General features: G+C 71.3%; 22 protein-coding genes. 17 read left to right on the forward strand and 5 right to left on the reverse strand.

Features of this window, described 5'->3' with window-relative positions; translation table 11 throughout:
* Positions 1–395: 395 nt before the first annotated feature.
* The 5 genes from IEZ17_RS20780 to folE all read left to right on the forward strand — a co-directional run bounded on the left by IEZ17_RS20780 (position 396) and on the right by folE (position 6,412).
* Entirely contained in the window at positions 396–1,544 is a 1,149-nt protein-coding gene (locus tag IEZ17_RS20780; protein WP_189302276.1) for an Rv3626c family coenzyme F420 biosynthesis-associated protein, read from the forward strand.
* Between the two features lie 195 nt (positions 1,545–1,739).
* Positions 1,740–2,747 carry a tRNA lysidine(34) synthetase TilS gene (gene tilS, locus IEZ17_RS20785; protein ID WP_189302286.1) on the forward strand — a complete coding sequence of 336 codons (1,008 nt, stop codon included), beginning with the start codon at positions 1,740–1,742 and terminating at the stop codon, positions 2,745–2,747.
* A 113-nt stretch (positions 2,748–2,860) separates the two neighbouring features.
* The gene (hpt, locus tag IEZ17_RS20790) at positions 2,861–3,400 is read left to right on the forward strand and encodes a hypoxanthine phosphoribosyltransferase (protein WP_189302356.1); all 540 of its coding nucleotides are present in this window, start codon (positions 2,861–2,863) and stop codon (positions 3,398–3,400) included.
* A 283-nt stretch (positions 3,401–3,683) separates the two neighbouring features.
* On the forward strand, positions 3,684–5,699 hold the full coding sequence (ftsH, locus tag IEZ17_RS20795; protein ID WP_189302288.1) for an ATP-dependent zinc metalloprotease FtsH: 2,016 nt from the start codon (positions 3,684–3,686) through the stop codon (positions 5,697–5,699).
* A 107-nt stretch (positions 5,700–5,806) separates the two neighbouring features.
* Positions 5,807–6,412, forward strand: coding sequence for a GTP cyclohydrolase I FolE (gene folE, locus IEZ17_RS20800; RefSeq protein WP_189302290.1), 606 nt, complete (start codon positions 5,807–5,809; stop codon positions 6,410–6,412).
* Positions 6,413–6,526: 114 nt separating this feature from the next.
* On the opposite strand, the gene IEZ17_RS20805 is transcribed toward folE, so the two are convergent.
* Complete coding sequence (locus IEZ17_RS20805; RefSeq protein WP_189302292.1) at positions 6,527–7,642, reverse strand: alpha/beta hydrolase; 1,116 nt, start codon at positions 7,640–7,642, stop codon at positions 6,527–6,529.
* Positions 7,643–7,782: 140 nt separating this feature from the next.
* On the opposite strand from IEZ17_RS20805, the gene IEZ17_RS20810 reads away from it, so the two are divergent.
* From IEZ17_RS20810 to IEZ17_RS20835, 6 genes are all read left to right on the forward strand, one after another.
* The gene (locus IEZ17_RS20810; protein ID WP_189302294.1) at positions 7,783–9,630 is read left to right on the forward strand and encodes a phosphatidylglycerol lysyltransferase domain-containing protein; all 1,848 of its coding nucleotides are present in this window, start codon (positions 7,783–7,785) and stop codon (positions 9,628–9,630) included.
* 125 nt (positions 9,631–9,755) lie between these two features.
* Positions 9,756–10,715, forward strand: a complete 960-nt coding sequence (gene folP, locus IEZ17_RS20815) for a dihydropteroate synthase (RefSeq protein ID WP_229852449.1) — start codon at positions 9,756–9,758, stop codon at positions 10,713–10,715.
* A 5-nt stretch (positions 10,716–10,720) separates the two neighbouring features.
* Complete coding sequence (locus IEZ17_RS20820) at positions 10,721–11,200, forward strand: nuclear transport factor 2 family protein (protein WP_189302295.1); 480 nt, start codon at positions 10,721–10,723, stop codon at positions 11,198–11,200.
* Positions 11,201–11,545: 345 nt separating this feature from the next.
* Entirely contained in the window at positions 11,546–11,905 is a 360-nt protein-coding gene (gene folB / locus IEZ17_RS20825) for a dihydroneopterin aldolase (RefSeq protein ID WP_189302297.1), read from the forward strand.
* Positions 11,902–12,555: a 2-amino-4-hydroxy-6-hydroxymethyldihydropteridine diphosphokinase gene (gene folK / locus IEZ17_RS20830; RefSeq protein ID WP_229852450.1), complete on the forward strand. Its 654-nt coding sequence runs from the start codon at positions 11,902–11,904 to the stop codon at positions 12,553–12,555. The genes folB and folK overlap by 4 nt, the downstream gene beginning before the upstream one ends.
* A 209-nt stretch (positions 12,556–12,764) precedes the next feature.
* The gene (locus tag IEZ17_RS20835) at positions 12,765–13,259 is read left to right on the forward strand and encodes a DUF3180 domain-containing protein (RefSeq protein WP_189302299.1); all 495 of its coding nucleotides are present in this window, start codon (positions 12,765–12,767) and stop codon (positions 13,257–13,259) included.
* Between the two features lie 266 nt (positions 13,260–13,525).
* Here the strand turns inward: IEZ17_RS20835 and IEZ17_RS20840 are convergent, their stop codons facing one another.
* Complete coding sequence (locus IEZ17_RS20840; protein WP_189302301.1) at positions 13,526–14,716, reverse strand: ABC transporter ATP-binding protein; 1,191 nt, start codon at positions 14,714–14,716, stop codon at positions 13,526–13,528.
* 223 nt (positions 14,717–14,939) lie between these two features.
* On the opposite strand from IEZ17_RS20840, the gene IEZ17_RS20845 reads away from it, so the two are divergent.
* The 4 genes from IEZ17_RS20845 (at position 14,940) to IEZ17_RS20860 (ending at position 19,186) form a co-directional block, all read left to right on the forward strand.
* Positions 14,940–15,671 (forward strand): ABC transporter permease, encoded by a 732-nt coding sequence (locus IEZ17_RS20845; RefSeq protein WP_189302303.1) that lies wholly within the window; start codon positions 14,940–14,942, stop codon positions 15,669–15,671.
* Between the two features lie 3 nt (positions 15,672–15,674).
* The gene (locus IEZ17_RS20850) at positions 15,675–16,496 is read left to right on the forward strand and encodes an ABC transporter permease (RefSeq protein ID WP_229852452.1); all 822 of its coding nucleotides are present in this window, start codon (positions 15,675–15,677) and stop codon (positions 16,494–16,496) included.
* 256 nt (positions 16,497–16,752) lie between these two features.
* Positions 16,753–17,718 (forward strand): ABC transporter substrate-binding protein, encoded by a 966-nt coding sequence (locus tag IEZ17_RS20855; RefSeq protein ID WP_189302305.1) that lies wholly within the window; start codon positions 16,753–16,755, stop codon positions 17,716–17,718.
* 190 nt (positions 17,719–17,908) lie between these two features.
* Positions 17,909–19,186: a hypothetical protein gene (locus tag IEZ17_RS20860; protein WP_373299882.1), complete on the forward strand. Its 1,278-nt coding sequence runs from the start codon at positions 17,909–17,911 to the stop codon at positions 19,184–19,186.
* 288 nt (positions 19,187–19,474) lie between these two features.
* Here the strand turns inward: IEZ17_RS20860 and IEZ17_RS20865 are convergent, their stop codons facing one another.
* Positions 19,475–20,617, reverse strand: coding sequence for an NADH-quinone oxidoreductase subunit D (locus IEZ17_RS20865; RefSeq protein ID WP_189302308.1), 1,143 nt, complete (start codon positions 20,615–20,617; stop codon positions 19,475–19,477).
* 80 nt (positions 20,618–20,697) lie between these two features.
* Positions 20,698–21,684 (reverse strand): SAM-dependent methyltransferase, encoded by a 987-nt coding sequence (locus IEZ17_RS20870; RefSeq protein ID WP_229852460.1) that lies wholly within the window; start codon positions 21,682–21,684, stop codon positions 20,698–20,700.
* 491 nt (positions 21,685–22,175) lie between these two features.
* Between IEZ17_RS20870 and IEZ17_RS20875 the strand changes: the two genes are divergently transcribed.
* Positions 22,176–23,381 (forward strand): sensor histidine kinase, encoded by a 1,206-nt coding sequence (locus tag IEZ17_RS20875; RefSeq protein WP_189302310.1) that lies wholly within the window; start codon positions 22,176–22,178, stop codon positions 23,379–23,381.
* A gap of 102 nt (positions 23,382–23,483) precedes the next feature.
* The gene (locus IEZ17_RS20880) at positions 23,484–24,167 is read left to right on the forward strand and encodes a response regulator (protein WP_189302312.1); all 684 of its coding nucleotides are present in this window, start codon (positions 23,484–23,486) and stop codon (positions 24,165–24,167) included.
* A gap of 221 nt (positions 24,168–24,388) precedes the next feature.
* On the opposite strand, the gene IEZ17_RS20885 is transcribed toward IEZ17_RS20880, so the two are convergent.
* Positions 24,389–25,498, reverse strand: a complete 1,110-nt coding sequence (locus tag IEZ17_RS20885) for a DUF5937 family protein (RefSeq protein WP_189302314.1) — start codon at positions 25,496–25,498, stop codon at positions 24,389–24,391.
* Positions 25,499–25,523: the final 25 nt, after the last annotated feature.

A 25,523-nucleotide genomic window follows, 5' to 3' on the forward strand; every position in this document is an offset into this window, starting at 1 on the left:
GGGGACGGGCCGGAGGGGCAGGGGATGTCCGGGCTCTGCTTCCGAAGGCTCGAACAAGAGCAGAGGCGAGGCGCAGCGAACCGTAAAGCGACGCAGTCCGGACATCCCCTGCCCCGGAGGACCGTCACCGCACCCCGAAAGCCCCGCGCAGCGGATCAACTCCTCTCACGGCGGGAAAGCCGCCACCGCGAGAAGCCGTGCCCCGCGCCGCAGGCGGAACACGGCCAAACCCCCCACGGTGGGAGAGTCGCAAACCTGGGAAGCCGGAGAAGCGCAGCGAAACGACGGGAAAGTCGCCAACGTAGGAAGCCGGCCAGGCGCAGCGGAACGTGGGAAGCGAGCTAAGCGCAGCGGATCGGCTACCAGCAAGCGCAGCGCCCCCGTACCGTGAACCCATGACGAGCATCGGTGGTGTGGAGATGGTCGACTGGAATCTCGCGGTTTCGACCGCGACGCGATTCGTCCGGCCAGGTCCAGAGGTGAGCCGGGACGAGGCGCGGAAGATCGTCGCGGAGTTGCGGAGGCATGCCAAGTCCTCCGAGGAGCACGTCCGGGCGTTCACCCGGATGGCGCAGCCGGGTGCGGAGGGCGAGGCGTCGCCGCCTGACACGCCGGTGCTGGTCGTGGACCGGCCTGGCTGGATCCGGGCCAATGTGGCCGGCTTCCGGGCCGTCCTCAAGCCCCTGCTGGCCAAGATGGAGGACCGGCGCTCGAACGTTCCCGGTGGCGCGGTGCTCGGCGCGGTCGGCGGCAAGGTGACCGGCGTGGAGCTGGGGATGCTGCTGTCGTTCCTGGCGTCGCGGGTCCTGGGCCAGTACGAGACGTTCGCGCCGCCCACGCGCGATCTGCCGGCCGCGGCGCAGGGCGGCCGGCTGCTGCTCGTGGCGCCGAACATCGTCCACGTGGAGCGCGAACTGGACGTCGCGCCGCACGACTTCCGGCTGTGGGTGTGCCTCCATGAGGAGACGCACCGGACCCAGTTCACCGCCGTGCCCTGGCTGCGGGACCACATCGAGGGCGAGATCCAGTCGTTCCTGGGGGAGACCGACATCGACCCGGGGACGCTGCTGGAGCGGTTGCGGGAGGCGGCCCAGTCACTGGCCGGCGCCAAGCCGGAGGGCGAGCAGGGTGACGACGGCAGCCGGTCGATCGTCGATCTCGTGCAGACGCCCGCCCAGCGGGAGATCCTCGGGCGGCTGACGGCGGTGATGTCGCTGCTGGAGGGGCACGCCGACTTCGTCATGGACGGGGTGGGGCCCGAGGTGGTGCCGTCGGTCGCGGAGATCCGGGAGAAGTTCCAGCAGCGCCGGGCCAGCGGCGCGGGCCGGCTGGACCTGGCGCTGCGCAAGCTGCTGGGGCTGGATGCGAAGCTGCGGCAGTACCGTGACGGGGAGCGGTTCGTGCGGTCCGTCGTCGAGGAGGTCGGCATGGACGGCTTCAACCGGATCTGGACGTCGCCGAACACCCTCCCCACGAAACTGGAGATCGCCAAACCGGCGGACTGGGTCGCGCGGGTGCATCGGAAGGCCGACGGGGCACCGTAAGCGCACGGCGTGAGCTGGGCACGCCGTGCGGCAGTAGCGCGCCCCTCCAATCACCCGTCTGAGGGACCGTGACCGATGGATAGGCGTGCAATGCTCGGGGAACTGCTCGTCTCTGTCACCATCTAGGCACTCTGTGTGACGAAGTGCCGTCCACGTCCCGAGGCTCGCCCCCCAGCTGAACGATTGGAAACGGACATGGGTCCCCATCCAGCGGTCGCCGCGATACGCCTGGCGGTCCGCCGCGTACTCCACGACGTCCTCAACCACCACTGCGCGCAGGACCGGCACGAGGCCCCGCTCGTGCTTGCCGCCTGCTCCGGCGGCGCCGATTCCATGGCGCTCGCCTCCGCCCTCGCCTTCGAAGCGCCCAAGCTGGGTGTCCGCGCCGGTGGCGTGACCATCGACCACGGCCTCCAGGAAGGTTCCGACCTCCGCGCCGCCGAGGTCGCCGTACGGCTGCGGGCCCTGCGGCTCGACCCCGTCGACGTCGTCAGCATCCACGTCGGGCGCGAGGGCGGCCCGGAAGCCGCCGCCCGCGACGCCCGCTACGCCGCCTTGGACGCCGCCGCCGACCGCCACGGCGCCAGCGCGATCCTGCTCGGCCACACCCGCGACGACCAGGCGGAGACCGTGCTCCTCGGCCTCGCCCGCGGGTCCGGCACCCGCTCGCTCTCCGGGATGGCCGCGACCACCGGGACGGACGGCCGCTACCGCCGCCCCTTCCTGGACCTCGACCGGCAGACCGCCCGCAAGGCGTGCCTCGTCCAGGCGCTGCCCGTCTGGGACGACCCCCACAACACCGACCCCGCCTACACCCGCTCACGACTGCGGCACGAGGGGCTGCCCGCCCTGGAGAAGTGCCTCGGCAAGGGCGTCGTCGAGGCGCTGGCGCGCACCGCCCAGCTCTCGCGGGACGACGCCGACGCGCTGGACGCCTGGGCCGCCGAGGCCGAGGGCACGGTGCTGGACGAATCCGGCACCCTCGACGTCGCCGCCCTCTTCGCGCTGCCGCCCGCGGTACGCCGCCGGGTGCTGCGCCGGGCCGTCATCGCGGCCGGCTCACCTGCCGGTTCGCTCTTCGCCCGGCATATCGAAGAAGTGGACCGATTGATCACGGCCTGGCGCGGGCAGGGCGCCATCAACCTCCCCGGGCGCGTGGGTGTGCGACGGCAGGGTGGCAGACTGGTCGTTCGGCAGGGCTGAGCCGCAGAAGACCGCCCTGCCCCGTGATCTTGCGACCGGGTACCGCTTCGTGAGGTTCACGGCTGATCTGCACACCGAAGCGAGCGAGAGTGGCACGGGTGGACGACAAGGACATGGGCGCCGACCTTCAGTCGGTGCTCATCAGCAAAGAAGAGATCGAAGCGAAGCTGGCCGAGCTGGCCGCGAAGATCGACGCGGAGTACGCGGGCAAGGACCTGCTCATCGTCGGTGTCCTCAAGGGCGCGGTGATGGTGATGGCGGACCTGGCGCGCGCGCTGTCCACCCCCGTCACGATGGACTGGATGGCCGTGTCCTCCTACGGCGCGGGCACCCAGTCCTCCGGTGTGGTCCGCATCCTCAAGGACCTGGACACCGACATCAAGGGCAAGCACGTCCTGATCGTCGAGGACATCATCGACTCCGGCCTGACGCTGTCGTGGCTGCTGTCGAACCTCGGCTCGCGGGAGCCCGCCTCGCTGGAGGTGTGCACGCTGCTGCGCAAGCCGGAGGCGGCCAAGGTGGCGATCGACGTGAAGTGGATCGGCTTCGACATTCCCAACGAATTCGTCGTCGGCTACGGCCTGGACTTCGCGGAGAAGTACCGCAATCTGCCGTTCGTCGGTACCCTCTCGCCCCACGTCTACGGCGGCTGAGAGCGCACCGTCCGCTCGCCGGCTGCCGTGGCCGGAGAGGGCCCGGACCAGCCTGCTTCGCCCGGCGGGAACCGTTCGCGGTTTCCCGCCGTTGGAGCAGGAAGAGGGGATTCCTCGGCTTCATTGTTCACTGTCGGCGCAGGCGCCGGGTGACAATGCTGGGGTACCGTCCGAAGGCAGTCTGTTTTCGGGCCAGTAAAACACCGTACGCACGACCAGCCCTCCCGAGGGCGTTGTGCCTCACTGTGGCAGGAGGGACGGGGCCTCAAGCGGCTCCGTATGGATGGACGTGAAGCGATACTTCCGTGGGCCGGTCATGTGGATCGTGCTGGCCGTCCTCGCCGTGGTCGTGTTGATGCAGGTCGTCGGCTCGTCCGGCGGTTACAAGACGGTGGACACCGGTCAGGTCGTCAAGGCGATCGCTGACAACAAGGTGAAATCCGCCGAGCTGACCACCGGCGACGAGAACAAGATCAAGATCGAGCTGTCGGGCAACAACAAGATCGACGGCTCCAACAAGATCCAGGCGAGCTACATCGGCGACCAGGGCGTCGACATCGCCAAGAATTTGCAGGCCAAGTACCAGACCGGCGAGATCAAGGACGGGTACACCGTCTCCCCGTCGAAGCAGAACCCGTTCGTCGGCGTGCTGATCTCGCTGCTGCCCTTCATCCTCCTGCCCATCGGCATCCTGATCGTGATGAACCAGGTGCAGGGCGGCGGCTCCCGGGTGATGAACTTCGGCAAGTCGAAGGCGAAGCTGATCACCAAGGACACCCCCAAGACGACCTTCGCGGACGTCGCGGGATCCGACGAGGCCGTCGAGGAACTCCACGAGATCAAGGAATTCCTCCAGGACCCGGCGAAGTTCCAGGCCGTCGGCGCCAAGATCCCCAAGGGTGTGCTGCTGTACGGTCCGCCCGGTACGGGCAAGACGCTGCTCGCGCGCGCCGTCGCGGGCGAGGCCGGCGTCCCGTTCTACTCGATCTCCGGCTCCGACTTCGTCGAGATGTTCGTCGGTGTCGGTGCCTCCCGGGTCCGCGACCTCTTCGAGCAGGCCAAGGCGAACGCCCCGGCGATCGTCTTCGTCGACGAGATCGACGCCGTCGGCCGGCACCGCGGTGCGGGCCTCGGCGGCGGCCACGACGAGCGCGAGCAGACCCTGAACCAGCTCCTCGTCGAGATGGACGGCTTCGACGTGAAGGGCGGCGTGATCCTGATCGCCGCCACGAACCGCCCGGACATCCTCGACCCGGCGCTGCTGCGCCCGGGCCGGTTCGACCGGCAGATCGCCGTCGACCGCCCGGACCTCCAGGGCCGTCTGGAGATCCTCAAGGTCCACCAGAAGGGCAAGCCGGTCGCGCCGGACGTCGACCTCTCGGCCGTCGCCAAGCGCACCCCCGGCTTCACCGGTGCCGATCTGTCCAACGTCCTCAACGAGGCCGCGCTGCTGACGGCCCGGAGCGACGAGAAGCTGATCAACAACCACTTCCTGGACGAGGCGATCGACCGCGTCGTGGCCGGACCGCAGAAGCGGACCCGGATCATGTCCGAGAAGGAGAAGAAGATCACCGCGTACCACGAGGGCGGACACGCCCTGGTCGCGGCGGCTTCGCCGAACTCCGACCCGGTCCACAAGATCACGATCCTGTCCCGCGGCCGGGCCCTGGGCTACACCATGGTCCTGCCCGACGAGGACAAGTACTCCACCACCCGCAACGAGATGCTCGACCAGCTGGCGTACATGCTGGGTGGCCGAGCGGCGGAGGAGCTGGTCTTCCACGACCCGACCACGGGCGCCGCGAACGACATCGAGAAGGCGACCGCGACGGCCCGCGCGATGGTCACGCAGTACGGCATGACCGAGCGGCTCGGCGCGATCAAGTTCGGCACGGACAACTCCGAGCCGTTCCTGGGCCGTGAGATGGGTCACCAGCGCGACTACTCGGAAGAGGTCGCCGCGCTGGTCGACGAGGAAGTCAAGAAGCTGATCGAGACCGCGCACAACGAGGCGTGGGAGATCCTGGTCGAGAACCGCGATGTGCTCGACAACCTCGTGCTGACGCTCCTGGAGAAGGAGACGCTCAACAAGGAGGAGATCGCCGAACTCTTCAAGCACATCGTCAAGCGCCCGGCCCGCCCGGCGTGGACCGGCTCCTCGCGCCGTACGCCCTCGACCCGCCCGCCGGTGCTGTCGCCGAAGGAGCTGGCCCCGGCCAACGGCTCCGTGGCGGCGGCGTCCGGCACCGTTTCGACGGAAAAGGCGGAGGCCCCCGAGGACCGGCGTCCCGAGAGCTGAGCCCGGCGGCCCGCCCGGGCCCTGGAATACGTGCCGCGCCCACCAGGTTTAGCCTGGGGGCGCGGCACTCCGCGTTTTCGAGCGGGCGCAGAAGGAACGAGGCACCAATGACGGACCCTGTGACGCTGGACGTCGACAGCAAGATCGGCACGTTTGACGAGAAGCGCGCCGAGAACGCCGTCCGCGAGCTGCTCATCGCGGTGGGCGAGGACCCGGACCGCGAGGGCCTGCTGGAGACGCCGGCGCGCGTGGCACGGGCGTACAAGGAGCTGTTCGCCGGTCTGTGGCAGAAGCCCGAGGATGTGCTGACCACCACCTTCGACATCGGCCATGACGAGATGGTGCTGGTCAAGGGCATCGAGGTGGTCTCGAACTGCGAGCACCACCTCGTCCCGTTCGTCGGAGTGGCCCACGTCGGCTACATCCCGTCCACCGACGGGAAGATCACCGGGCTGTCCAAGCTGGCCCGGCTGGTCGATGTGTTCGCCCGGCGCCCGCAGGTCCAGGAGCGGCTGACGACGCAGATCGCGGACTCGCTGATGGAGATCCTGGAGCCGCGCGGGGTGATCGTGGTCATCGAGTGCGAGCACATGTGCATGACCATGCGCGGGGTGCGGAAGCCGGGTGCCAAGACGACGACCTCCGCGGTGCGCGGCCAGCTCCGCGATCCGGCGACGCGCGCCGAGGCGATGAGCCTGATACTGGCGCGCTAGCGTCCCGAGGCCCCGCGACCCGCGCCCTGGTCGCGCCGGGGCCCGTACGGCGAACGAGAAGCGGCCCGGTCCCGCAGCGTGTGCTGCGGGACCGGGCCGCTTTCGGCTGTCGGGTCAGACCGAGAGGCGGTTGCCCATCCACTGGAGGGCGGCGGGGATCTCCCGGCGCCAGGTGTTGAAGTTGTGGCCGCCGCTGTCGAGGATGATCGACGAGACGCGGGACGGCGACTTGGTGCCCTCGATGAACTTGAGCGTGTTCTTGTAGTTGCCCTCGCCGTGCCTGCTGCTGGTAACCAGCAGGTTCACCGGGGGGCCGGGCAGGTGCTTCTGCCGCCACAGGAGGTCGTTCTCCCGCTTCAGCTGGGCGCTGCCGCCGAAGAGGTCGCCGGTGGTGGTGTCGATGGGCGCCTTGTAGTCACCGGAGAGGGCGACCGCCGTGGAGAACGCGTTGGGGTGGCGCATGGTCATCTTCAGGGCGCAGTAGCCGCCGGTGGAGTCGCCCATGATGCCCCAGCTCTTGGCGTCCTTGCCGATGCGGTACTCGCTGGAGAGGCTGTGGCGCAGGTCCTGGGTGAAGAACGTCTCGGTCTGCGGGCCGCGCGGTATGTCCACGCACTCGGTGTCCCGGGGCGGGGCGACGGTGGGCCGCATCATCACGAGGACGGTCGGCTGCATGCCCTGCTGCCGCAGCAGGTCGAACTGGGTCTGCGGGTAGTGCAGCTTCTTGTAGAGCGCCTCGGCGGTGCCCGGGTAGCCGGTGAGGATCACCGCCGCGGGGAACTTCTTCCTCGCGTAGCGCTCCTGGAAGTACTGCGGCGGCAGGTAGACGTACGCCGGGCTGGCGATCTTGGACTTGTGGCCGCGGATCAGCACCTTGTCGAGCCGGCCGGCGGTGGTCGGCATCGAGGCGCCCTGGATGCTGAGGCGCTCGTTGCCCAGCAGCTTCAGGTTGGTGCCGTTCGGGCCGGACTTGTAGTTGGTGACCACGCCGGGCTGCTGCTCCTGGCCGAAGAGGTCGGCCCAGGAGGCGTAGAAACCGAACATGTTGTTCGCGAACAGGCCGATCGCCGCGAAGAGCGAGATCTGTGTGGCGAAGAGCAGCCCGATCCGGCCGAGCACCGCGCGCCAGTTCCCCTTGGACAGCCGCGGCCACAGCCAGACCGTGAGGGCGAACAGTGCCACCGCGAAGAGGATGGCAAGAAGCAGCACTTTCTTGCTGGTGAGACCCATGTGGTGCTTTCTTCCGGGCGGCCGGGCCATCCGTACCGCAAGTGGAACCCCGAGCCCTGAGACGCCGTCATAGAGGGCGCAAAAGTCCAGATGCTGCGACTAGGCTCGCACGTTCTCTCGACCGGGGCGACGGGAAAGTGATGTCTGACAGGCTAGATGGCGAAAAGTCGGAGAAGGTTGCGTGGCGTGCGCCACGCTGGCTCCGCGGCCCGCGGCCCGAGACAGTACCAGGACTCGTCGGGACGGCCGGCGTGGTGGTCGGGCTGCTGAATCTGGTGGCCGGTATCTTCCCACGCTTCCGGTACAGCCGGGTGCACGCGGTGGCCGAGGTGCTGCCGGGCGCGGTGAGCCCGCTGGCGGTGTCCGCTTCTCTTGTCGTCGGCATTCTCCTGCTCCTTCTGGCCCACGGGCTCAAGCGCCGCAAGCGGCGGGCGTGGGGCGCGGCGGTGGCGCTGCTCCCCTTCGGGATCGCCGCTCAGCTGGTGTATCGCCACTCCGTTTTCGGAGCGGTGCTCTCGCTGGCGCTGCTGGTGTTCCTGCTGTGGCACCGCCGGGAATTCGCGGCCCTGCCCGACCCGCGCAGCCGCTGGAAGGCGGTGGCCAACCTCGTCGTCCTCGGCAGCGCCGGTTTCGGCATCGGCATGGTGATCGTCAGCTCCCACCCGCACAAGATCGTCGGCTCGCCCTCCTTCTGGGAGCGCGCCGAACACGTTCTCTGGGGCCTCGTCGGCTTCGAGGGCCCCGTCAGCTACACCAACGGCGTTGACTACACCGTCGGTTACTCCCTCGGCGCACTCGGTCTGCTGACCGCCGCCACCACCGCGTACCTCGCCTTCCGCCCCGAGCACCCCGCGGCCCGGCTGACGGACGAGGACGAGCAGCGGCTGCGGGAGCTGCTGGCCAGGCACGGCGGCCGGGACTCGCTCGGCTACTTCGCGCTGCGCCGGGACAAGGGCGCGGTCTTCTCCCCGTCCGGCAAGGCCGCGGTCTGCTACCGGGTGATCTCCGGCGTGATGCTCGCCAGCGGCGACCCGATCGGGGACGTCGAGGCGTGGCCGGGCGCCATCGAGCGCTTCATGGAGGAGGCGCGGGCGCACTCCTGGACCCCGGCGGTCACCGGGTGCAGCGAGACCGGCGGCCAGGTGTGGACCCGGGAGACCGGCATGGACGCGCTGGAGCTGGGCGACGAGGCGATCGTGGACGTCGCCGACTTCACCCTCTCCGGGCGCGCGATGCGCAACGTCCGGCAGATGGTCAAGCGCATCGAGCGCAACGGCTACGAGACCCGGGTACGGCGGGTGCGCGATCTGGAGCCCGAGGAGCTGGAGCGGATCCAGAAGGCCGCGAACGCCTGGCGGGACACCGACACCGAGCGCGGCTTCTCCATGGCGCTGGGCCGGATCGACGCGGAGGCCGACGGCGACGCGGTGATCGCCACCGCGCACCTGGCACCCGCCGAGGGCGAGGACGCCGGGCCGTACGGGGACCTGAAGGCCATGCAGCACTTCGTGCCGTGGGGCCGGGACGGGATCTCCCTGGAGCTGATGCGGCGGGACCGCGGCGCGGACCCCGGGATGAACGAGCTGCTGATCGTCGCGGCGCTCCAGGCGGCGCCGGACCTCGGGATCAAGCAGGTGTCGCTGAACTTCGCGGTCTTCCGCTCCTCCCTGGAGCGCGGCGAGAAGCTGGGCGCGGGGCCCGTCCTCCGAGGCTGGCGGGCGATGCTGATCTTCCTGTCCCGCTGGTACCAGATCGAGTCGCTCTACAAGTTCAACGACAAGTTCCAGCCACGCTGGGAGCCGCGTTTCGTGGTCTTCCGCAACAGCCGGGACATCCCGCGGATCGGCCTCGCGGCGCTCCAGGCCGAGGGCTATCTGGAGCTGGGCCTGCCGCGCGCGCTGCGCCGCAGGAACGCTCCCGAGCCGCGGCCGTGCGCCCATGAGGAGCAGAGCGTGCCGGCGGCCGGCGCGCTGGAGAAGGTCGCGTAGCGGCATCCCGTGCGGTGGATCGTGTGGCGGACCGGGCGGGATCGCGCGACGGGCCCGCCCCACGGGAGATCCGCCCAGTCGGCGGCGCCAATCCGGCCGGTCGGCACACGGCCTACGCTGGTGCCATGAGTACCTTGCGTGGCCGGGTGGCCGGACTGCCGGACTGGGACCGCTGCGCGGTGATGGGCGTCGTGAATGTGACGCCCGATTCGTTCTCCGACGGCGGTCTGTGGTTCGACACCGAACTCGCCGTCAAACACGGTCTGGACCTGGTGGCGCAGGGCGCCGACATGGTGGACGTCGGCGGCGAGTCGACCCGCCCCGGCGCGGCCCGGGTGGACGAGGGCGAGGAGCTGCGCCGGGTCGTCCCGGTGGTCCGGGAGCTGGCCGCGGCCGGCGTCGTGGTCTCCGTCGACACGATGCGCGCCTCGGTCGCCGAGGAGGCCGTGGAGGCCGGGGCGTGTCTGGTCAACGACGTGAGCGGGGGCGCCGCGGACCCGGACATGGTGCCGGTGGTCGCCTCCCACCACGTCCCGTTCGTGGTGATGCACTGGCGCGGCCAGTCCATCGACATGAACAACCGCGCGGTCTACGCGGACGTCGTCGGCGAGGTCGTCGACGAGCTGGCGCGGAGCATGGAGCGCGCGGTCGCCGGCGGCATCGACCCGGAGCGGATCATCATCGACCCGGGCCTGGGCTTCGCCAAGGACGCCGGGCACGACCTTGCGCTGGTGGCCGACCTGCCGCGGCTGCGGGCCCTTGGCCGGCCGCTGCTGGTGGCCGCTTCGAGAAAACGGTTCCTGGGCAGGGTGCTGGCAGGCGGCGAGGGTGCCGCTCCACCGCCGGCCCGGGAGCGCGATGCCGCGACCGCGGCGGTGTCGGCGATCGTGGCGCGAGAGGGGGCCTGGGCGGTGCGGGTGCACGAGGTCAGGGCGAGCGCGGACGCGGTGCGGGTGGCCCGCGCCGTTGAGGGCGCGGCGGAAGCGGCGGAGGCGGCGGAGGCGGCCGGGGCCGCCGGGAGCACCGGTGCGTCCGGTGCGGGTGTGGCGAGCGGTACGACGGCGAACACGACGGGGACGAAGTGAGCGGCTTGGGCCCACGGACGGACATCGAGCTGGTCGAGCAGGCGAACACCACGCTGTACGAGACCATCGAGCGCGGAGATCACGAGGCGCTGTCCGAGCTGTGGCTGGACGGTCAGGTGAGCGTGGTCCACCCGGGGTGGCCGGTGCTGCGCGGGCGCGGGGAGGTGCTCCGCTCGTACGCGCTGATCATGGCGAACACCGAGTACATCCAGTTCTTCCTGACGGATGTGGAGATCGACGTCATCGGTGACACCGCCCTGGTGACGTGCACGGAGAACATCCTCAGCGGCGGCCCGGCCGAGGACGACGGCTCGGTGGGCCCGCTGATCGGCCAGTTGGTCGTGGCGACCAACGTGTTCAAGCGCACGGAGGACGGCTGGCGGGTCTGGTCGCACCACGGGTCGCCGGTGCTGGCGGACCGCGAGGACGACGAGGACGAGGACGACGACGAGAGCGAGGAGAACGGCCCCTCGGGCGCCATGTGAGCGGATGCACAGGCGCGGGCGCCCGGCACCCGGCCGAACGCCGGTATCCGGCGTCAGCGCACGGTCTGGGCGCACCCGTTCGAGCCAAGTGCCGTACGGGTAGGGGTGGGGCAGGAGATCGCGGGTAAGAGGCGCGCGGACGATCTCCCGCTCTCACGCCGGGCCGCCTGCGCGACACGGCCTAGCAGTAGGACGGGGCCTTGTCCATAGCCCCCATGGGCGAGCAATGTCGGTGCTCGCAGGTAGATTCGAACAGGGCAGCGCTGCCGGACGAATCTGGTGGCTGCCCGGAATCCGACGAACAGTGGCGCCAGAGGTGCCGCCGGACCAGTGGGAGTGATTCGCGTGGATCGTGTCGCGCTGCGTGGGCTGAAGGCCCGAGGGCACCACGGGGTGTTCCCCCGGGAACGCGAGGAAGGCCAGACCTTCATCGTGGACCTGGTCCTCGGCCTGGACACCCGCCCGGCTGCGGCATCCGACGATCTCGGGAAGACCGTCCACTACGGCATCGTCGCCGAGGAGGTGGTGGCCGTCGTCGAAGGCGAGCCCGTCGACCTCATCGAGACCCTGGCGGAGCGCATCGCCGACCAGTGCCTGAAGCACGAGGGGGTGCACGAGGTGGAGGTGGTGGTCCACAAGCCGGACGCACCGATCACCGTCCCCTTCGATGACGTGACCATCACCATCACTCGGAGTCGAGTATGAAACCCACCCGCCACCCCACTCCCACGCCCGGCGGCGCCACCGCGTCCCGCCCCGCCGACCACCTCGGCGACCCGACCGTCCAGCCGGTGCCCGCCTCCGTGGTGGAGCAGGTGGACGCGGCCGATGTGACGCTCTCCAACCCCAAGCGCGCCGTGATCTCGCTGGGCAGCAATCTCGGCAACCGCCTGGAGACCCTCCAGGGTGCCGTGGACGCGCTGGAGGACACCCCCGGACTGCGGGTCAAGGCCGTCTCGCCGGTGTACGAGACCGAGCCGTGGGGCGTCGACCCCGGTTCGCAGCCGTCGTATTTCAACGCGGTGGTCCTGATCAAGACGACGCTGCCGCCGGAGTCCCTTCTGGAGCGCGGGCACGCCATCGAGGAAGCCTTCGAGCGAGTGCGGGACGAGCGCTGGGGGCCGCGCACGATCGACGTGGACATCCTCGCCTACCAGGACGTGGTCTCCCAGGACCCCCGGCTGACGCTGCCGCACCCGCGCGCCCATGAGCGGGCGTTCGTCCTGGTGCCGTGGCACGACATCGACCCGGCGGCGGAGGTTCCGGGGCGCGGTGCGGTGGCCGCGCTGCTGTCGGCCGTCGGCAGCGACGGCGTGACCCGTCGGACGGACCTGGAACTGCGGCTGCCGGAGTAGTCGTTAGGGTTGCGGGTCGGTCGCGTACGGCGACGACGCGGCAGGATGCCGGGGTGCGCTGATCTACTGATGCGTGCGCCCGGTGCGGTGCCGCGTCGATGCGCGCGGACGGGACGGATTCGGCGGCCATACCGGCAGGTGTGGCCCAGGACGGCAGACGGGGCCATCGCGGCAGGGATGGCCGGAACGGTACGAGGGGCGATCGCTCGGTGAAGCAGCTACGGATCAAGGTGCTGGTCGTGCTGTTCTTGGTGGCCGGGATCCTGGCCTGGGCGGGCGCCCGGCTGTGGGACTCCTTCGGGTCGCTGCCCGGTGTGCCGGTGGCGGCGCCGATCGTGCTGGCGCTGATCGCCGTCGTGCTGGCCGCCATGGCGTTCTCGATCCGGTCGGGGCTGCGGGCCCAGCGGGAGCGGCGGCCGGGCGCGAAGGGCATCGATCCGCTGATGGCCGCCCGTGCGGTGATCTGCGGTCAGGCGAGCGCGCTGGTGGCGTCCCTGGTCGCCGGGCTGTACGGCGGGGTCGGGGTCTTCCTGCTGCTCTCCGGGACGGACATCGGTCCGCGCCGCGCCCAGGCGATCTACGCCGGGCTGTCGGTGCTGGCCGGCGCGGCGGTGGTCGCCGCGGCGATGTTCCTGGAGCGGGTCTGCAAGCTGCCGGAGGGCGGCGACGGCGACGACGACGGCCCGGGGGCGGCGCGGGCGTAACCGCCGGCGTATCGGCGCGGATCGCCTCGGCGCCGCCCCGGAGCCCAGGGCGCTTCTGATGGTTCTTGGTCTGCTGCCGGTTAATCGATCGGCTTGGCGCGGGGCGCCTCATGAGGCGCCGGTTGCCTCGCCAGGCGCATCCGTTTCTGGGCGGGATACGGCTTCAAGAGCCGTCAGAAGCGCCCTAGTCAGGTCGGGCCCCGGGGCCGTATCCGTTCCCCGGATCGGGCCCCTGGGACCGCGTCGGCCTACGGGGTCGCGTCGGCCTACAGGGGCGCGCCGGCTCCCGGGACCGTGTCGAGGGCGATCTCGCCGCGCGAGGTCCCGGAGGCGTCCGCGGTGGTGGCGCGGCGCAGCGCGGAGTGCAGCCGGGCAGGGGTGAGGACGCCCAGGTGACGGTCGCCGTCGCGGACCGCGATCCACCCGGCGTCGTGCTGGAGCATCGTGCTGAGAGCCTGCCGCAGCGGCGCCCCGAGCGGCAGCCAGGCGTCCATCCGGCGGGCGTGCGTGCGGACGGTGGCGTCCTGCGGGGCGGGTTCTTCGCCGGTGCCCGTGAGGGCGGTGGCCGGGACCCAGCCGTAGGGGGATCCGTCGGCGCCCAGGACGACCGCCCAGGGGGCGCCGGCGGCGGCGAGCCGGTCGGCGGCCCGTCCGGCAGGGTCGTCCACGCGGACCACCGGCGGTTCTTCGAGGTCGGCGGCTTCGACGGGGGTGACCGAGAGGCGCTTGAGACCGCGGTCGGCGCCGACGAACTCCGCGGTGTACGGGGTGGCCGGGGCGCCCAGGACGGTCGCCGGGGTGTCCAGCTGCTCGATGCGTCCGGCACCGTAGACGGCGATGCGGTCGCCGAGCCGGACCGCCTCCTCGATGTCGTGGGTGACGAACAGCACCGTCTTGTGGAGCGTCGACTGGAGCCGCAGGAACTCGTTCTGGAGGTGCTCGCGGACCACCGGGTCGACCGCGCCGAAGGGCTCGTCCATCAGCAGCACGGGCGGGTCGGCGGCGAGCGCGCGGGCGACGCCGACGCGCTGGCGCTGGCCGCCGGAGAGCTGGTCCGGATACCGGTCGCCGTACACCGACGGGTCCAGGCCGACCAGGTCGAGGAGTTCGGCGGCGCGGGCGCGGGCCTTCTTGCGGGGGTGCCCGAGGAGGTGCGGGACGGTGGCGGTGTTGTCCAGGACGGTCTTGTGGGGGAAGAGCCCGACCTGCTGGATGACATAGCCGATGCGGCGGCGCAGTTCGACGGGGTCGGCGGCGGCGATGTCCTCGCCGTCGACGAGGATACGGCCGCCGGTGGGCTCGATGAGCCGGTTCACCATCTTCATGGTCGTGGTCTTGCCGCAGCCCGACGGGCCTACGAGGGTGATGAGTTCGCCCTCGGCGACCTCGAAGGAGAGGTCGTCGACGGCCGTGGTGCCGTCGGCGTAGCGCTTGGTGACGTGCTCGAAGCGGATCAAGGTTCCCCCCTGTGTCGACGGCCCATTGTGTACAGATCGCACGGGGCCGGGCGTGAACGGGGTGTTGCGAGTGGGCACCGGGCCGGGCCGATTGTCAGTGGCGGGGGATAGGGTCGCAGACAGTCACCAAAAATGTGAGCGAGCGGGGCGGGGGAGGTGACGACGGGTGGACGTGGCGTCGAGTGCGACGGCTGCGGCGAGCGTGCTGACAGGTGCCCGGAGCATGGCGTCGGGCCGCGGGCCGAGCTGCCTGGAGGCGAACGACTGGATCTGCGGTGAGTATCTGCGCACCCGGAGCCAGGAGTTGGTGGACGCCACGGTCCAGCATGTCGGTATCACGGTCGTGTCCGTGCTCATCGGGCTGCTGGTCGCCTTTCCGCTGGCGCTGCTGGCCCGGCGCCGGAGGGGTGCCGCGGGCCCGGTGCTGGGGCTGACGACGGTGCTGTACACGGTGCCGTCGCTGGCGATGTTCGCGCTGCTGACCCCGGTGTTCGGCGTCTCGCCCGCCGTGGTCGTCACGGGTCTGGTGATGTATTCGCTGACGATCCTGGTGCGCAACATCCTCGCCGGCCTGGAGGCGGTCCCCGCCGAGGTGCGGGAGGCGGCGCGCGGGATGGGGTACGGCTCCGCGCGGCTGCTGTTCGAAGTGGAACTCCCGCTCGCACTGCCCGCGTTGGTGGCCGGCCTGCGGATCGCCACGGTCTCGACGGTGGCGATGACGACCATCGGCTCGGTCGTCGGGTACGGCGGGCTGGGCAATCTCATAGCCAGCGGTATGGAGGGCTTCTTCAAGGCCGAAGTGCTGACGGCGTCGGTGCTGTGCGTGCTGCTCGCGCTCGTGGCCGATCTGCTGCTGATGGGCCTTCAGCGGCTGCTGACGCCGTGGACGCGGGGGCGGGCGCGGGCCGGGGGCCGGTTGCGGCGCACGGCGGGCGCGGCGAAGGCGGTGGGGTGAGCGGTGGACGCGATCACGGGTGCCTGGCAGTGGCTGACGACGGCCGCCAACTGGGCCGGGGAGAAAGGGGTGTGGCACCGCCTCGGCGAGCACCTCTACCTCAGCGGGCTGTGCCTGCTGATCTCCTGCCTGATAGCCCTGCCGGTGGCGCTCTGGCTGGGGCACCTCGGCAAGGGCGGGGCGCTGGCGGTCAATCTCTCCAACGTGGGGCGCGCGGTGCCGACGTTCGCGGTGCTGGTGCTGCTGACGCTGAGTCCTCTGGGGACGCACGGCGACTGGCCGACGATCATCGCGCTGGTGCTGTTCGCGGTGCCGCCGCTGCTGACCAACGCCTATCTGGGCATGCGGGAGGCGGATCGCGATGTGGTCGAGGCGGCGCGCGGGATGGGCATGTCGGGGCCGCAGCTCCTGCTGCGGGTCGAGATACCGCTCGCCTACCCGCTGATCATGACGGGGCTGCGCTCGGCCGCGGTCCAGGTGGTCGCCACGGCGACCCTGGCCGCCCTGGCCGGCGGCGGGGGTCTGGGCCGCATCATCACCGCGGGGTTCGGCAACTACGACACCGCGCAGGTGGTCGCCGGGGCGGTGCTGGTGGCAGTGCTCGCGCTGACGGTGGAGGGGGCGCTGGTGCTGGTGGACCGGGGCTGCGATCCGATGCGGGGACGGCGGCGCGGGGCGAAGGGCCCGCGCACCGGAGGCGAGGGTCCAACCAGCCGTGGTGCAGGGCGTCTTGACGGTGCCGAGGAGGCCCGTACCGACGGTGGCGCAGGCGGGGATGGGCAGACCGGCGGCGAGGAGGTGGCCGCGGTGCGGAAACCTGCCTGACGGGAGCGGCCGGTGTGCCGTGCTGCGCCGGCGGCCCCGCCGCAGCGCACCCGTACCGCACCCGTACCGCACCCGTACCGCACCCGTACCGCACCCGTACCGCACCCGTACCGCACCCGTACCGCACCCGTGCCGCACCGTACGGCGGCCACCGTACGACCCGAGTCCGCCGCCGCACACGAGCCCGGCAGCGATCCCGGCACCGACCCGACATGTATCGACCGACTGGATCCGAACGAACGGAATGGTGAATTCCATGAACAGCACGTCGCGCGTGGCGCGCACCGCGGTTGTCGCGGGAACGGTGATGGCGCTGGCGGCCGGTCTGGCCGCGTGCGGCAAGAGCCTGGAGGAGAAGGGCGGCGGCAAGGGCAACGGCGGCGGGAAGGGGGAGATCGTCGTCGGCTCGGCCGGTTTCACCGAGTCAAAGGTGCTCGCCGAGATCTATTCCAGGATCCTCGACGATGCCGGTTACCACGCACGCGTGCAGACGCTGGCCAATCGCGAGCTGTATGAGCCGGCCCTGGAGAAGGGCCAGATCGATGTCGTGCCGGAATATGCCTCCACCCTCGCGGAATTCCTCAACGCCAAGAAGAACGGCCCCAAGGCGAAGCCCGTCGCGTCCGGCGACATCGACAAGTCGGTGGCGGCGCTCAAGGCACTCGCCGAGCCGCGCGGTCTGAAGGTGCTGGCGGTGGGCAGGGCCACGGACCAGAACGCGTTCGCGGTCACCAAGGAATTCGCCGCCCAGTACAAGCTCAAGACCCTCTCCGACCTCGGCAGATCCCAGCAGAAGATCAAACTCGCGTCGGGTGAGGAGTGCGAGACGCGGGTGTTCTGCAAGCCGGGCCTGGAGAAGACCTACGGCATCGACATCGCGGCCCTCGACCCCAAGGGCGTAGGGACCCCGCAGGCCAAGCAGGCGGTCAAGGACGGCACCGACCAACTGGTGCTCACCACGACCACGGACGCCACCCTCGACAACTTCGGGCTGGTGCTTCTGGAGGACGACAAGAAGCTCCAGAACGCCGACAATGTGCTGCCGGTGGTGAATGCCAAGAGAGCCGGTGACAAGGAGATCGAGACCGCTCTCGGCAAGCTCACGAGTGTGCTGACGACCGAGGACTTGATCAACTTGAACCGCAAGGTCGATGCCGAGCGTCTCAAGCCCGCGGATGTAGCGCAGGCATATTTGGAGTCCAAGGGGCTGGTCAAGAAGTAACCAGCGGGAAACGGATTGGCATGCAGGGCCCCATAGGTCCCGCACGCACGGTAAGTTTCTGGCCATGTCACGAGGACGCCACCGCCATTCACCACCCCTCCACCGGCTGCTTCCTCCATCGACGGTCGCCGGTGCGTCAATTGCCTGCGCCGCGGGCGCGTGGTTCGTCGGCGACGACCTCGTGCAACGGGTGCTCGCCGCCGGGGCCGCGGCGGCCGCGGTCACCGGGGCCGTACTCCTGCGGACCTGGGACCGCAAGGCCGGCAAGCGGGTCGCCGACCTCACCCGTGCCCGGGCGCGCGACGAGTGGCGCACCGAGGAGCGGATAGCCGAGCTCGAAACGGATGTCGAGGAGTCGCGCGAGATCCGCGCCGCCCTGGACACCAAACTCCGCGCCAAGCGCGCCGAATTGGCCCGGCTGCGCAGCGAACACGCCGAGCTGCTGCGCCGTTACGCCACCGCCGAGACCGAGCGCGCCAGCGCCCTGGAGGGCCGCCGGCTGCTCGCCATCGAGGCCGGCACCCCGGACACCGCGGACGGGACCAACGCCAACGGCAACGCCGACGGCGCGGAGGCGGTCAACGCCGACGGCGCCGACGGGGCCAAGGCCCGGGCCAAGGCGGCGGGCACGGTCAAGGAGCCGGTGTCCGGAGGGAATCTGATTCCGGCCCGGCGCGAGCCGTCGGACGGTGCGGACCGGGCTCCGGCCCGGAGAACCGCCACGTTCGCGGAGGCGGACCGCGCGCTGTGCCGGCTGGCCGGCAACGCGGCCCGGCAGCGCGAGGACGTCAGGAACCGGCAGTCGCCGTCCCGGCCGCAGCGCCGGGCCCAGGCTCCGGTCCAGGCGCCGGCGAAGGCACCGGGCGGCCGGCACGCCAAGGCCGGGCAGGACGGCGAGTCGGGTCAGGGGAAGCCCGAGGCGGCCGGCCAGGGGAAGCCCGAGGCGGCGGTCGCGCAGCGTACGGGCGGTGACGCGCGCGTCACCCGTAGGACCACCACTCCCGGTGGCCTGGCGCTCCGCCCGGTACCGGCCGCCGCCGCTGCCATCGCACCGCCCCGCCCGACCGTCTCCCGCACGCTGGGCGGCTTCGACTTCTTCGGCAACGCGACCGTCTCGCCCCGGCAGCTGACCGCGCCGCTGGAGGACGACCTGGCGGACGTCGTCGGCGACGAGGCCGTGGCGGAGCAGTCGGCCCGCGCCGAGGCCCGTGCGGCCCGTGCGGAGGCTGCTGAGGAGGCTCGTACGGCGCGTACCGCCGATGCGACCGATGGGGCCGATGCGACCGATGGGGCCGAGGCGGCCCGTCCGGCGGAGGACGCCGACGGGGCCGCGGCGGACGGCGCAGCGGCGGACGCCCCGGCCGCCGACGGGGAGACGACCCACGGCGCCGGTGAGGTCATCGACCTCACCGCACACGACGAGACCGAGCAGCTCGATCTCGCCGAACTGCGCAGCGCGATCTCCTGACGGCGGCGGACACGAGCACACCGTCACACGCTTCGGGGCCGTCCACAGCTTGTGGACGGCCCCGAAGCGTTCGCCTGCCGTGGCCTGGTGCGTCTGCCGTGCCGGCCGCGCCTGACGTAACTGACGTATCTGACGCGGCTGATGTGTCTTACGCATCCGACGTGCCCGGCGTCTTCACGTCTACACGACGTGCCGCGCGCACTGTTCACGATCCGCCGCACGGGCCCGCCGCGCCAACCGCGCCCGCCTACTTACCGCGTCCGCCGACCGCCTACTTACCGCGCCCGCCTACTTGTCGATGTCCCCGACCACGAAGAACAGCGACCCCAGGATGGCCACCATGTCGGCGACCAGGGTGCCCGGCAGCAGCTCCGTCAGCGCCTGGATGTTGTTGTACGACGCGGAGCGGAGCTTGAGGCGGTACGGGGTCTTCTCGCCCTTGGAGACGAGGTAGTAGCCGTTGATGCCGAGCGGGTTCTCGGTCCAGGCGTAGGTCGTGCCCTCGGGGGCCTTGAGGACCTTGGGGAGCCGCTGGTTGATCGGGCCGGGCGGCAGCTCCGCGATGCGGTCCAGGCAGGCGTCGGCGAGGTCGAGGGAGTTGTGGGCCTGCTCCAGCAGACACTCGAAGCGGGCCAGGCAGTCGCCCTCCTCCCTGGTGACGACCTTGAGCGTGGACCTCAGATCCCCGTACGCGAGATACGGCTCGTCGCGCCGCAGGTCGAAGTCGACGCCGGACGCGCGGGCGATCGGCCCGGAGACGCCGTACGCGTGCACCGTCTCGCGGGCGAGCACGCCGATGCCGCGGGTACGGCCGCGGAAGATCTCGTTGCCCAGGACCAGGTTGTCGAAGACGTCCATACGGGAGCGGACGTCGGCGACGGCCTGCCGGGCGCGGCCGAGCCAGCCGGCCGGCAGGTCCTCCTTGAGGCCGCCGACGCGGTTGAACATGTAGTGCATCCGGCCGCCGGAGATCTCCTCCATGACGGTCTGGAGCTCCTCGCGCTCCCGGAAGGCGTAGAACACCGGGGTGATGCCGCCCAGCTCCAGGGGATAGGAGCCGAGGAACATCAGGTGGTTCAGGACGCGGTTCAGCTCGGCGAGCAGCGTGCGCGTCCAGACGGCGCGCTCGGGCACCTCCATGCCGAGCATCCGCTCGACGCCGAGGACCACGCCCAGCTCATTGGAGAACGCCGACAGCCAGTCGTGGCGGTTGGCGAGCATGATGATCTGGCGGTAGTCGCGTGCCTCGAAGAGCTTCTCGGCACCGCGGTGCATATAGCCGATCACCGGCTCGGCGTGCTGGATGCGCTCGCCGTCCAGCACGAGGCGCAGCCGCAGCACGCCGTGCGTGGAGGGGTGCTGCGGGCCGATGTTCAGCACCATGTCGGTGCTCTCCGCCGCGCCGCCGATGCCGACCGTCGTCTCCGTCATGGGGACAGTGTCGCAGGGCCGGGGCGCGGTGCGGCGGCTGAGGGGTGCCGGGACCGGCCGCCCCCTGGGGGCGCGCGGCCTCAGGCAACGCCCCTGGTGAGCAGCCCGGCGCAGGCCGCGCCGACCGGCTCCAGGAGCCAGCCGAAGCCGCCCAGCCCCGCCGGATCGGTCAGTTCCGCGGCGGCGCCGGCCGAGCTGAGGGCCCGTACGTACCCGGTGGGGTCGGCGGTGGCCAGGGACAGCGGCGGGCGCCGGCCGGACACGCCCAGGGCGTGCAGCGCGGCCCGCTGGGTCAGCTGCTCGGCCCCCGGTCCGGCGCAGGCGTCCAGGGCGACATGCGCGGTGATGTCGCAGCCTCCGTCCGGGACCGGGCGCACCTCGCGGCCCTCGCGGAAGCCGGCGAGGGTGCCGAACAGCGGCCGGTCGGCGCGCCGGTGCGCATAGTCGGCGGCGACGGCGAGCCCGGCGCGGAGCGTACGGACGGCGCGCGCCCAAGCGGCGTCCCGGGGGCGGCCGATCTCGGCGCGCAGCCCGGGGGAGGGGGCGGTGGCGGCAGCCTCCGGCGCGGCCTCCGGCCACCAGCGGGCGAGCCATTCCGCGTCCGGGCCGGCGACCGGTTCGCCCAGCCGCTCGGTGCCGTCGGCCCGTACGAGGACCCGGCGCGGGACGCCGTCCGCATCGGTCTCGACGACGTCGACCGGCACGTTGTCGAGCCATTCGTTGGCGAACAGCAGGCCGGTGAGCGAGCCCGGCGCGGGCAGCTCGGCGCGCCAGGTGATCCGCGGATCCAGGCCCGGGGGGCGGTCGGCGCGCTCGACGGCGTACGGGCGCAGCCGCGCGCCCACCTCCTGGGGCAGTGCGTCCAGCACCCCGCTCAGCAGCTCACCGCGGCCCGCGCCCACATCGATCAACGCCAGCTCGTCCGGCTGCCCGAGCGCGGCGTCGACACGGCGGAGGAGGGTGGCGACGGCGCCGGCGTACAGCGGGGAGGCATGGACGGAGGTACGGAAATGGCCCGCGGGGCCGGGGCCGCCGGGCCGGGTGTAGAAGCCGCCGGGGCCGTACAGCGCCTGCTCGGTCGCCTCCCGCCAGCCGCGCCAGTCGCCGGCCGCCTGGTGACCGGCCGCCTGGTGCTGACCGCCCGCTGCCGCTTGTCGACCGGCCGCCTGGTGCTGATCGCCCGCTGCCGCCCGCCGCGCACCGGGGCGGTCGTCGCCGATCGCCCCGTCCGGCCGGCCGTGCCGTTCCGCTTTCGCCACGTCCTCACATTCCTCGTTCTGCACACGCCACCCGTGCGTCGACTGCACAACGGTACGGGCTGTCAACCCACGGTATGCGCGGTCATCTCACCGTCGGGGCGGCGCGGGTGGAGAAACGCCTGGTGGCGGGCCTGCCGGGGCAGCCGGCGCGGCCTTCGGCTCCACGGCGTCGCCACGGACCGACCCCGAGGCCGACACAATGGCGCATACGGCCTCCACCTTGGGGAGTAGGGCTCACGGAAAAGGATCGCCCCTCCGGTTGACTCCTGCACCTATCCACGCTGCCTACGCTGGGTTACGTGCAGCGCCTCTATGACTTCTTCCGCAGGCACCCGACGGGAGTGGACACCTTCTGGTCCGTCCTCCTCTTCGGGTTCACCAGCATGTGGGTCGTCTCCCTGCGCGGCCCCCGGGAGCAGATCCCCGCCGCGGCCTTCACCATCGGCCTCTGCCTGGTCATCGCGCTGCGCCGCAAGTACCCGGTCAAGATGCTGCTGCTGACCGCCGCCATAGGCGTCGGCCAACTCCTCGCGGACGTCACGCCCAACCCGGGCGACTTCGCGATGCTCGTGATCATCTACACCGTTGCCTCCGAGACGTCCGCCCGCCGCTGGGCCTCCCGCTTCGCCCTCGCCGGCGCGTTCGTCGCCCCCGTCCTCTCTCAGCTGCGCTACCGGGAAAGCCCCGCCAAACTGCCGCTGTGGGCGACGCTGTTCTTCCTGGTGCTGCTCACCGTGCCCTTCGTCCTGGCATGGGTGCTCGGCGACTCCGTACGCACCCGCCGCGCCTACTGGGCACAACTGGAGGAGAAGGCCGCCCGCCTGGAGAAGGAGCGCGAGGCCCAGTCCCGGATCGCGGTCGCCGCCGAGCGCGCCCGGATCGCCCGCGAACTGCACGACGTCGTCGCGCACAACGTCTCGGTGATGGTCGTCCAGGCCGACGGCGCCGCATACGTCCTCGACGCCGCGCCCGACCAGGCCCGGCAGGCACTGGAGACGATCTCCGGCACCGGACGCCAGGCGCTGGCCGAGATGCGCCGGCTGCTGGGCGTGCTCCGCACCGGCGAGCAGACCGAGGGCGGCGAGTACGTACCCCAGCCAGGGGTGGAGCAGCTCGCCGACCTCATCGACCAGGTGCGCGGCGCCGGACTGCCGGTCGACTTCCGGGTGGTCGGCGAGCCGCGCTCCCTGCCCAGCAGCGTCGAGCTGACCGCGTACCGCATCGTCCAGGAAGCGCTCACGAACGCCCGCAAGCACGGCGGCCCCGGCGTCAACGCCACCGTCCGCCTCGCCTACCAGGACGACGACGTGGACCTGCTGGTCGAGGACGACGGCCGGGGCGCGCAGCACGAGCTCTACGAGGAGGGCGGCGCGGACGGCCTCGGGCACGGGCTCATCGGCATGCGCGAGCGGGTCGGCATGGTCGGTGGCATCCTCGACGCGGGCCCGCGGCCGGGCGGCGGCTTCCGGGTCAGCGCCCTGCTGCCCCTCAAAGCCGGGCGGTGATCACGCCCCGCCGCCCAGTCCCCGTACCCCGCCTGACCTCGCCCCCCACGCCACACCCCCGCTACGCCCCAGCCGACCGACCCGTGAAGGGATCCCCCTGCCATGACCATCCGCGTGATGCTCGTCGACGACCAGGTGCTGCTGCGCACCGGCTTCCGGATGGTGCTGGCCGCGCAGCCCGACATGGAGGTCGTCGCCGAGGCGGGGAACGGGGCGCAGGCGCTGGAGGTGCTGCGCGGGACCGAGGTCGACGTGATCCTCATGGACGTCCGGATGCCGCAGCTCGACGGGGTGGAGGCCACCCGCCGGATCTGCGCTGGCGGTCAGCAGGAAGGTGCTCCGAAGGTCCTCATCCTGACCACCTTCGACCTCGACGAGTACGCCTTCTCCGCGCTGAAGGCCGGAGCCAGCGGATTCATGCTCAAGGACGTGCCGCCGAGCGAGCTGCTCGCCGCGATCCGGTCGGTGCACAGCGGCGACGCGGTGGTCGCGCCGTCCACCACCCGCCGCCTCCTCGACCGCTTCACGCCGATGCTGCCCGCCACCTCCGCCGAGCCGGTGCGCCCCGAACTGGAGCGGCTGACGGACCGTGAGCGGGAGGTGCTGCTGCTGGTCGCGCAGGGACTGTCGAACGGCGAGATCGCAGCGCGGCTGGTGCTGTCCGAGGCGACGGTGAAGACCCACGTGGGCCGGATCCTCACCAAGCTGAGCCTGCGGGACCGGGTCCAGGCAGTGGTGCTCGCGTACGAGACGGGCCTGGTGCGGGCCGGGGGCGCGGGGGCGTAGGAGGGCACGAGACGGGCGGTGACGAGAACGGAGGGGGTGGCCGCGGCTCCTTCCCCCAACTCCCCCCGACTTCCCTCGACTCCCCCCGATTTCCCTCAGCTTCCCTCGATGCGCCATGGCGCCAACGCATGAGGGCCGCGATGCATCATGTGCGTTCACGCATCATGTGCGTCCATGCGTTGTGTGCGTCCACGCATGACATGCGTCCATGTGCTGTGGCCTCAGCGCAGCACGCCCTCAAGGAAATCGCTGCCCAGCCGGGCCACCATCTGCAGGTCCAGCTGGTGCAGCACATAACGCCCGCGGCGCCGCGTCTGGAGCAGCCCGGCCTTCTTCAGTACCGCGACATGCCGCGACACCTCGGGCGCCGTAATGCCGAATGCGGTCGCCAGCTCCCCGGTCGTATGCGGCCCCCGTGACAGCGACCGACAGAGCCGCATCCGCATCGGATGGCTGAGTGCCTCCAGCCGCTGCTGGACGAGCTCCAACGTGGCGGCTGCGGGCAACTCCGGGCTGGCAACCGGATATTGAAGCACCGGACGCCAGCCGGCGGCGTGGCTGAACAGCAGATGAGGCCAGCCGAACGACGTCGGCAGGAAGGTGACCCCGGGATCCCCGGGGCTGGCGAACGCCGTCGTCCGCCCGATGGCGAGCTTGTCGACCAGGATCCGGGTGCCGCCGCTGCCGTCCTGCGCCTCATCCAGCGAAAGCGCCCGCGAGGTCGCGTGGAGCGTTTCGGCCAGGCCCTTGCGCCGCAGCAATTCGGTCTTGTGCCGGGCGTCCGCAGCCAGCTGGATACCCACCCGCCGCCAGATGTCCCCGAAGAACGCGTCCTCGCAGTCCTCGAACAGCCGCCGCAACCACACCCGCAGCCTGTCCGGGTCGGTCAGCATCCGGTCCGTGAACCCCGCCTGCCGTGGGCCGCGCGCCGCCGCCATCTCCCGTACGCGGGCCCGTTCACCCTCGTCGACCAGGGGCGACGGCGTGAGGCGGGTGTATGCCGGCGAACAGGTGATCTCGAAGACGGCGGCCACGAACGGCTCGTCGTCGATCTTGTCGAGCTCGTCGAGATCCTCGGCCAGCGTCGCCCCCGGGCGGGCGGGCAGCAGGATGTCCGAACGGGCGGACCGCCACAGGAAGTCCGCCTCGCACAACCGGTCGGCGAGGTCGGTCTTCAGCCCCGCGTTGGTCGCGGTGACCCAGCCGTGCAGCCCGGGGTGGTGCGCCGGCTCGGACAGCGCGTGCAGCGCCGCGCCCAGCTCCGCCAACGGGGAGGGTGCGAAGACGATGCGCTCCGGCGGCAGCCCGGTGATGTCGATGACGTTGGCCATGTACCCATCATGCGTGAGGCCGCGA

Origin of the sequence: Streptomyces albospinus (assembly GCF_014648695.1) — a bacterium.
Lineage (GTDB): Bacteria > Actinomycetota > Actinomycetes > Streptomycetales > Streptomycetaceae > Streptomyces > Streptomyces albospinus.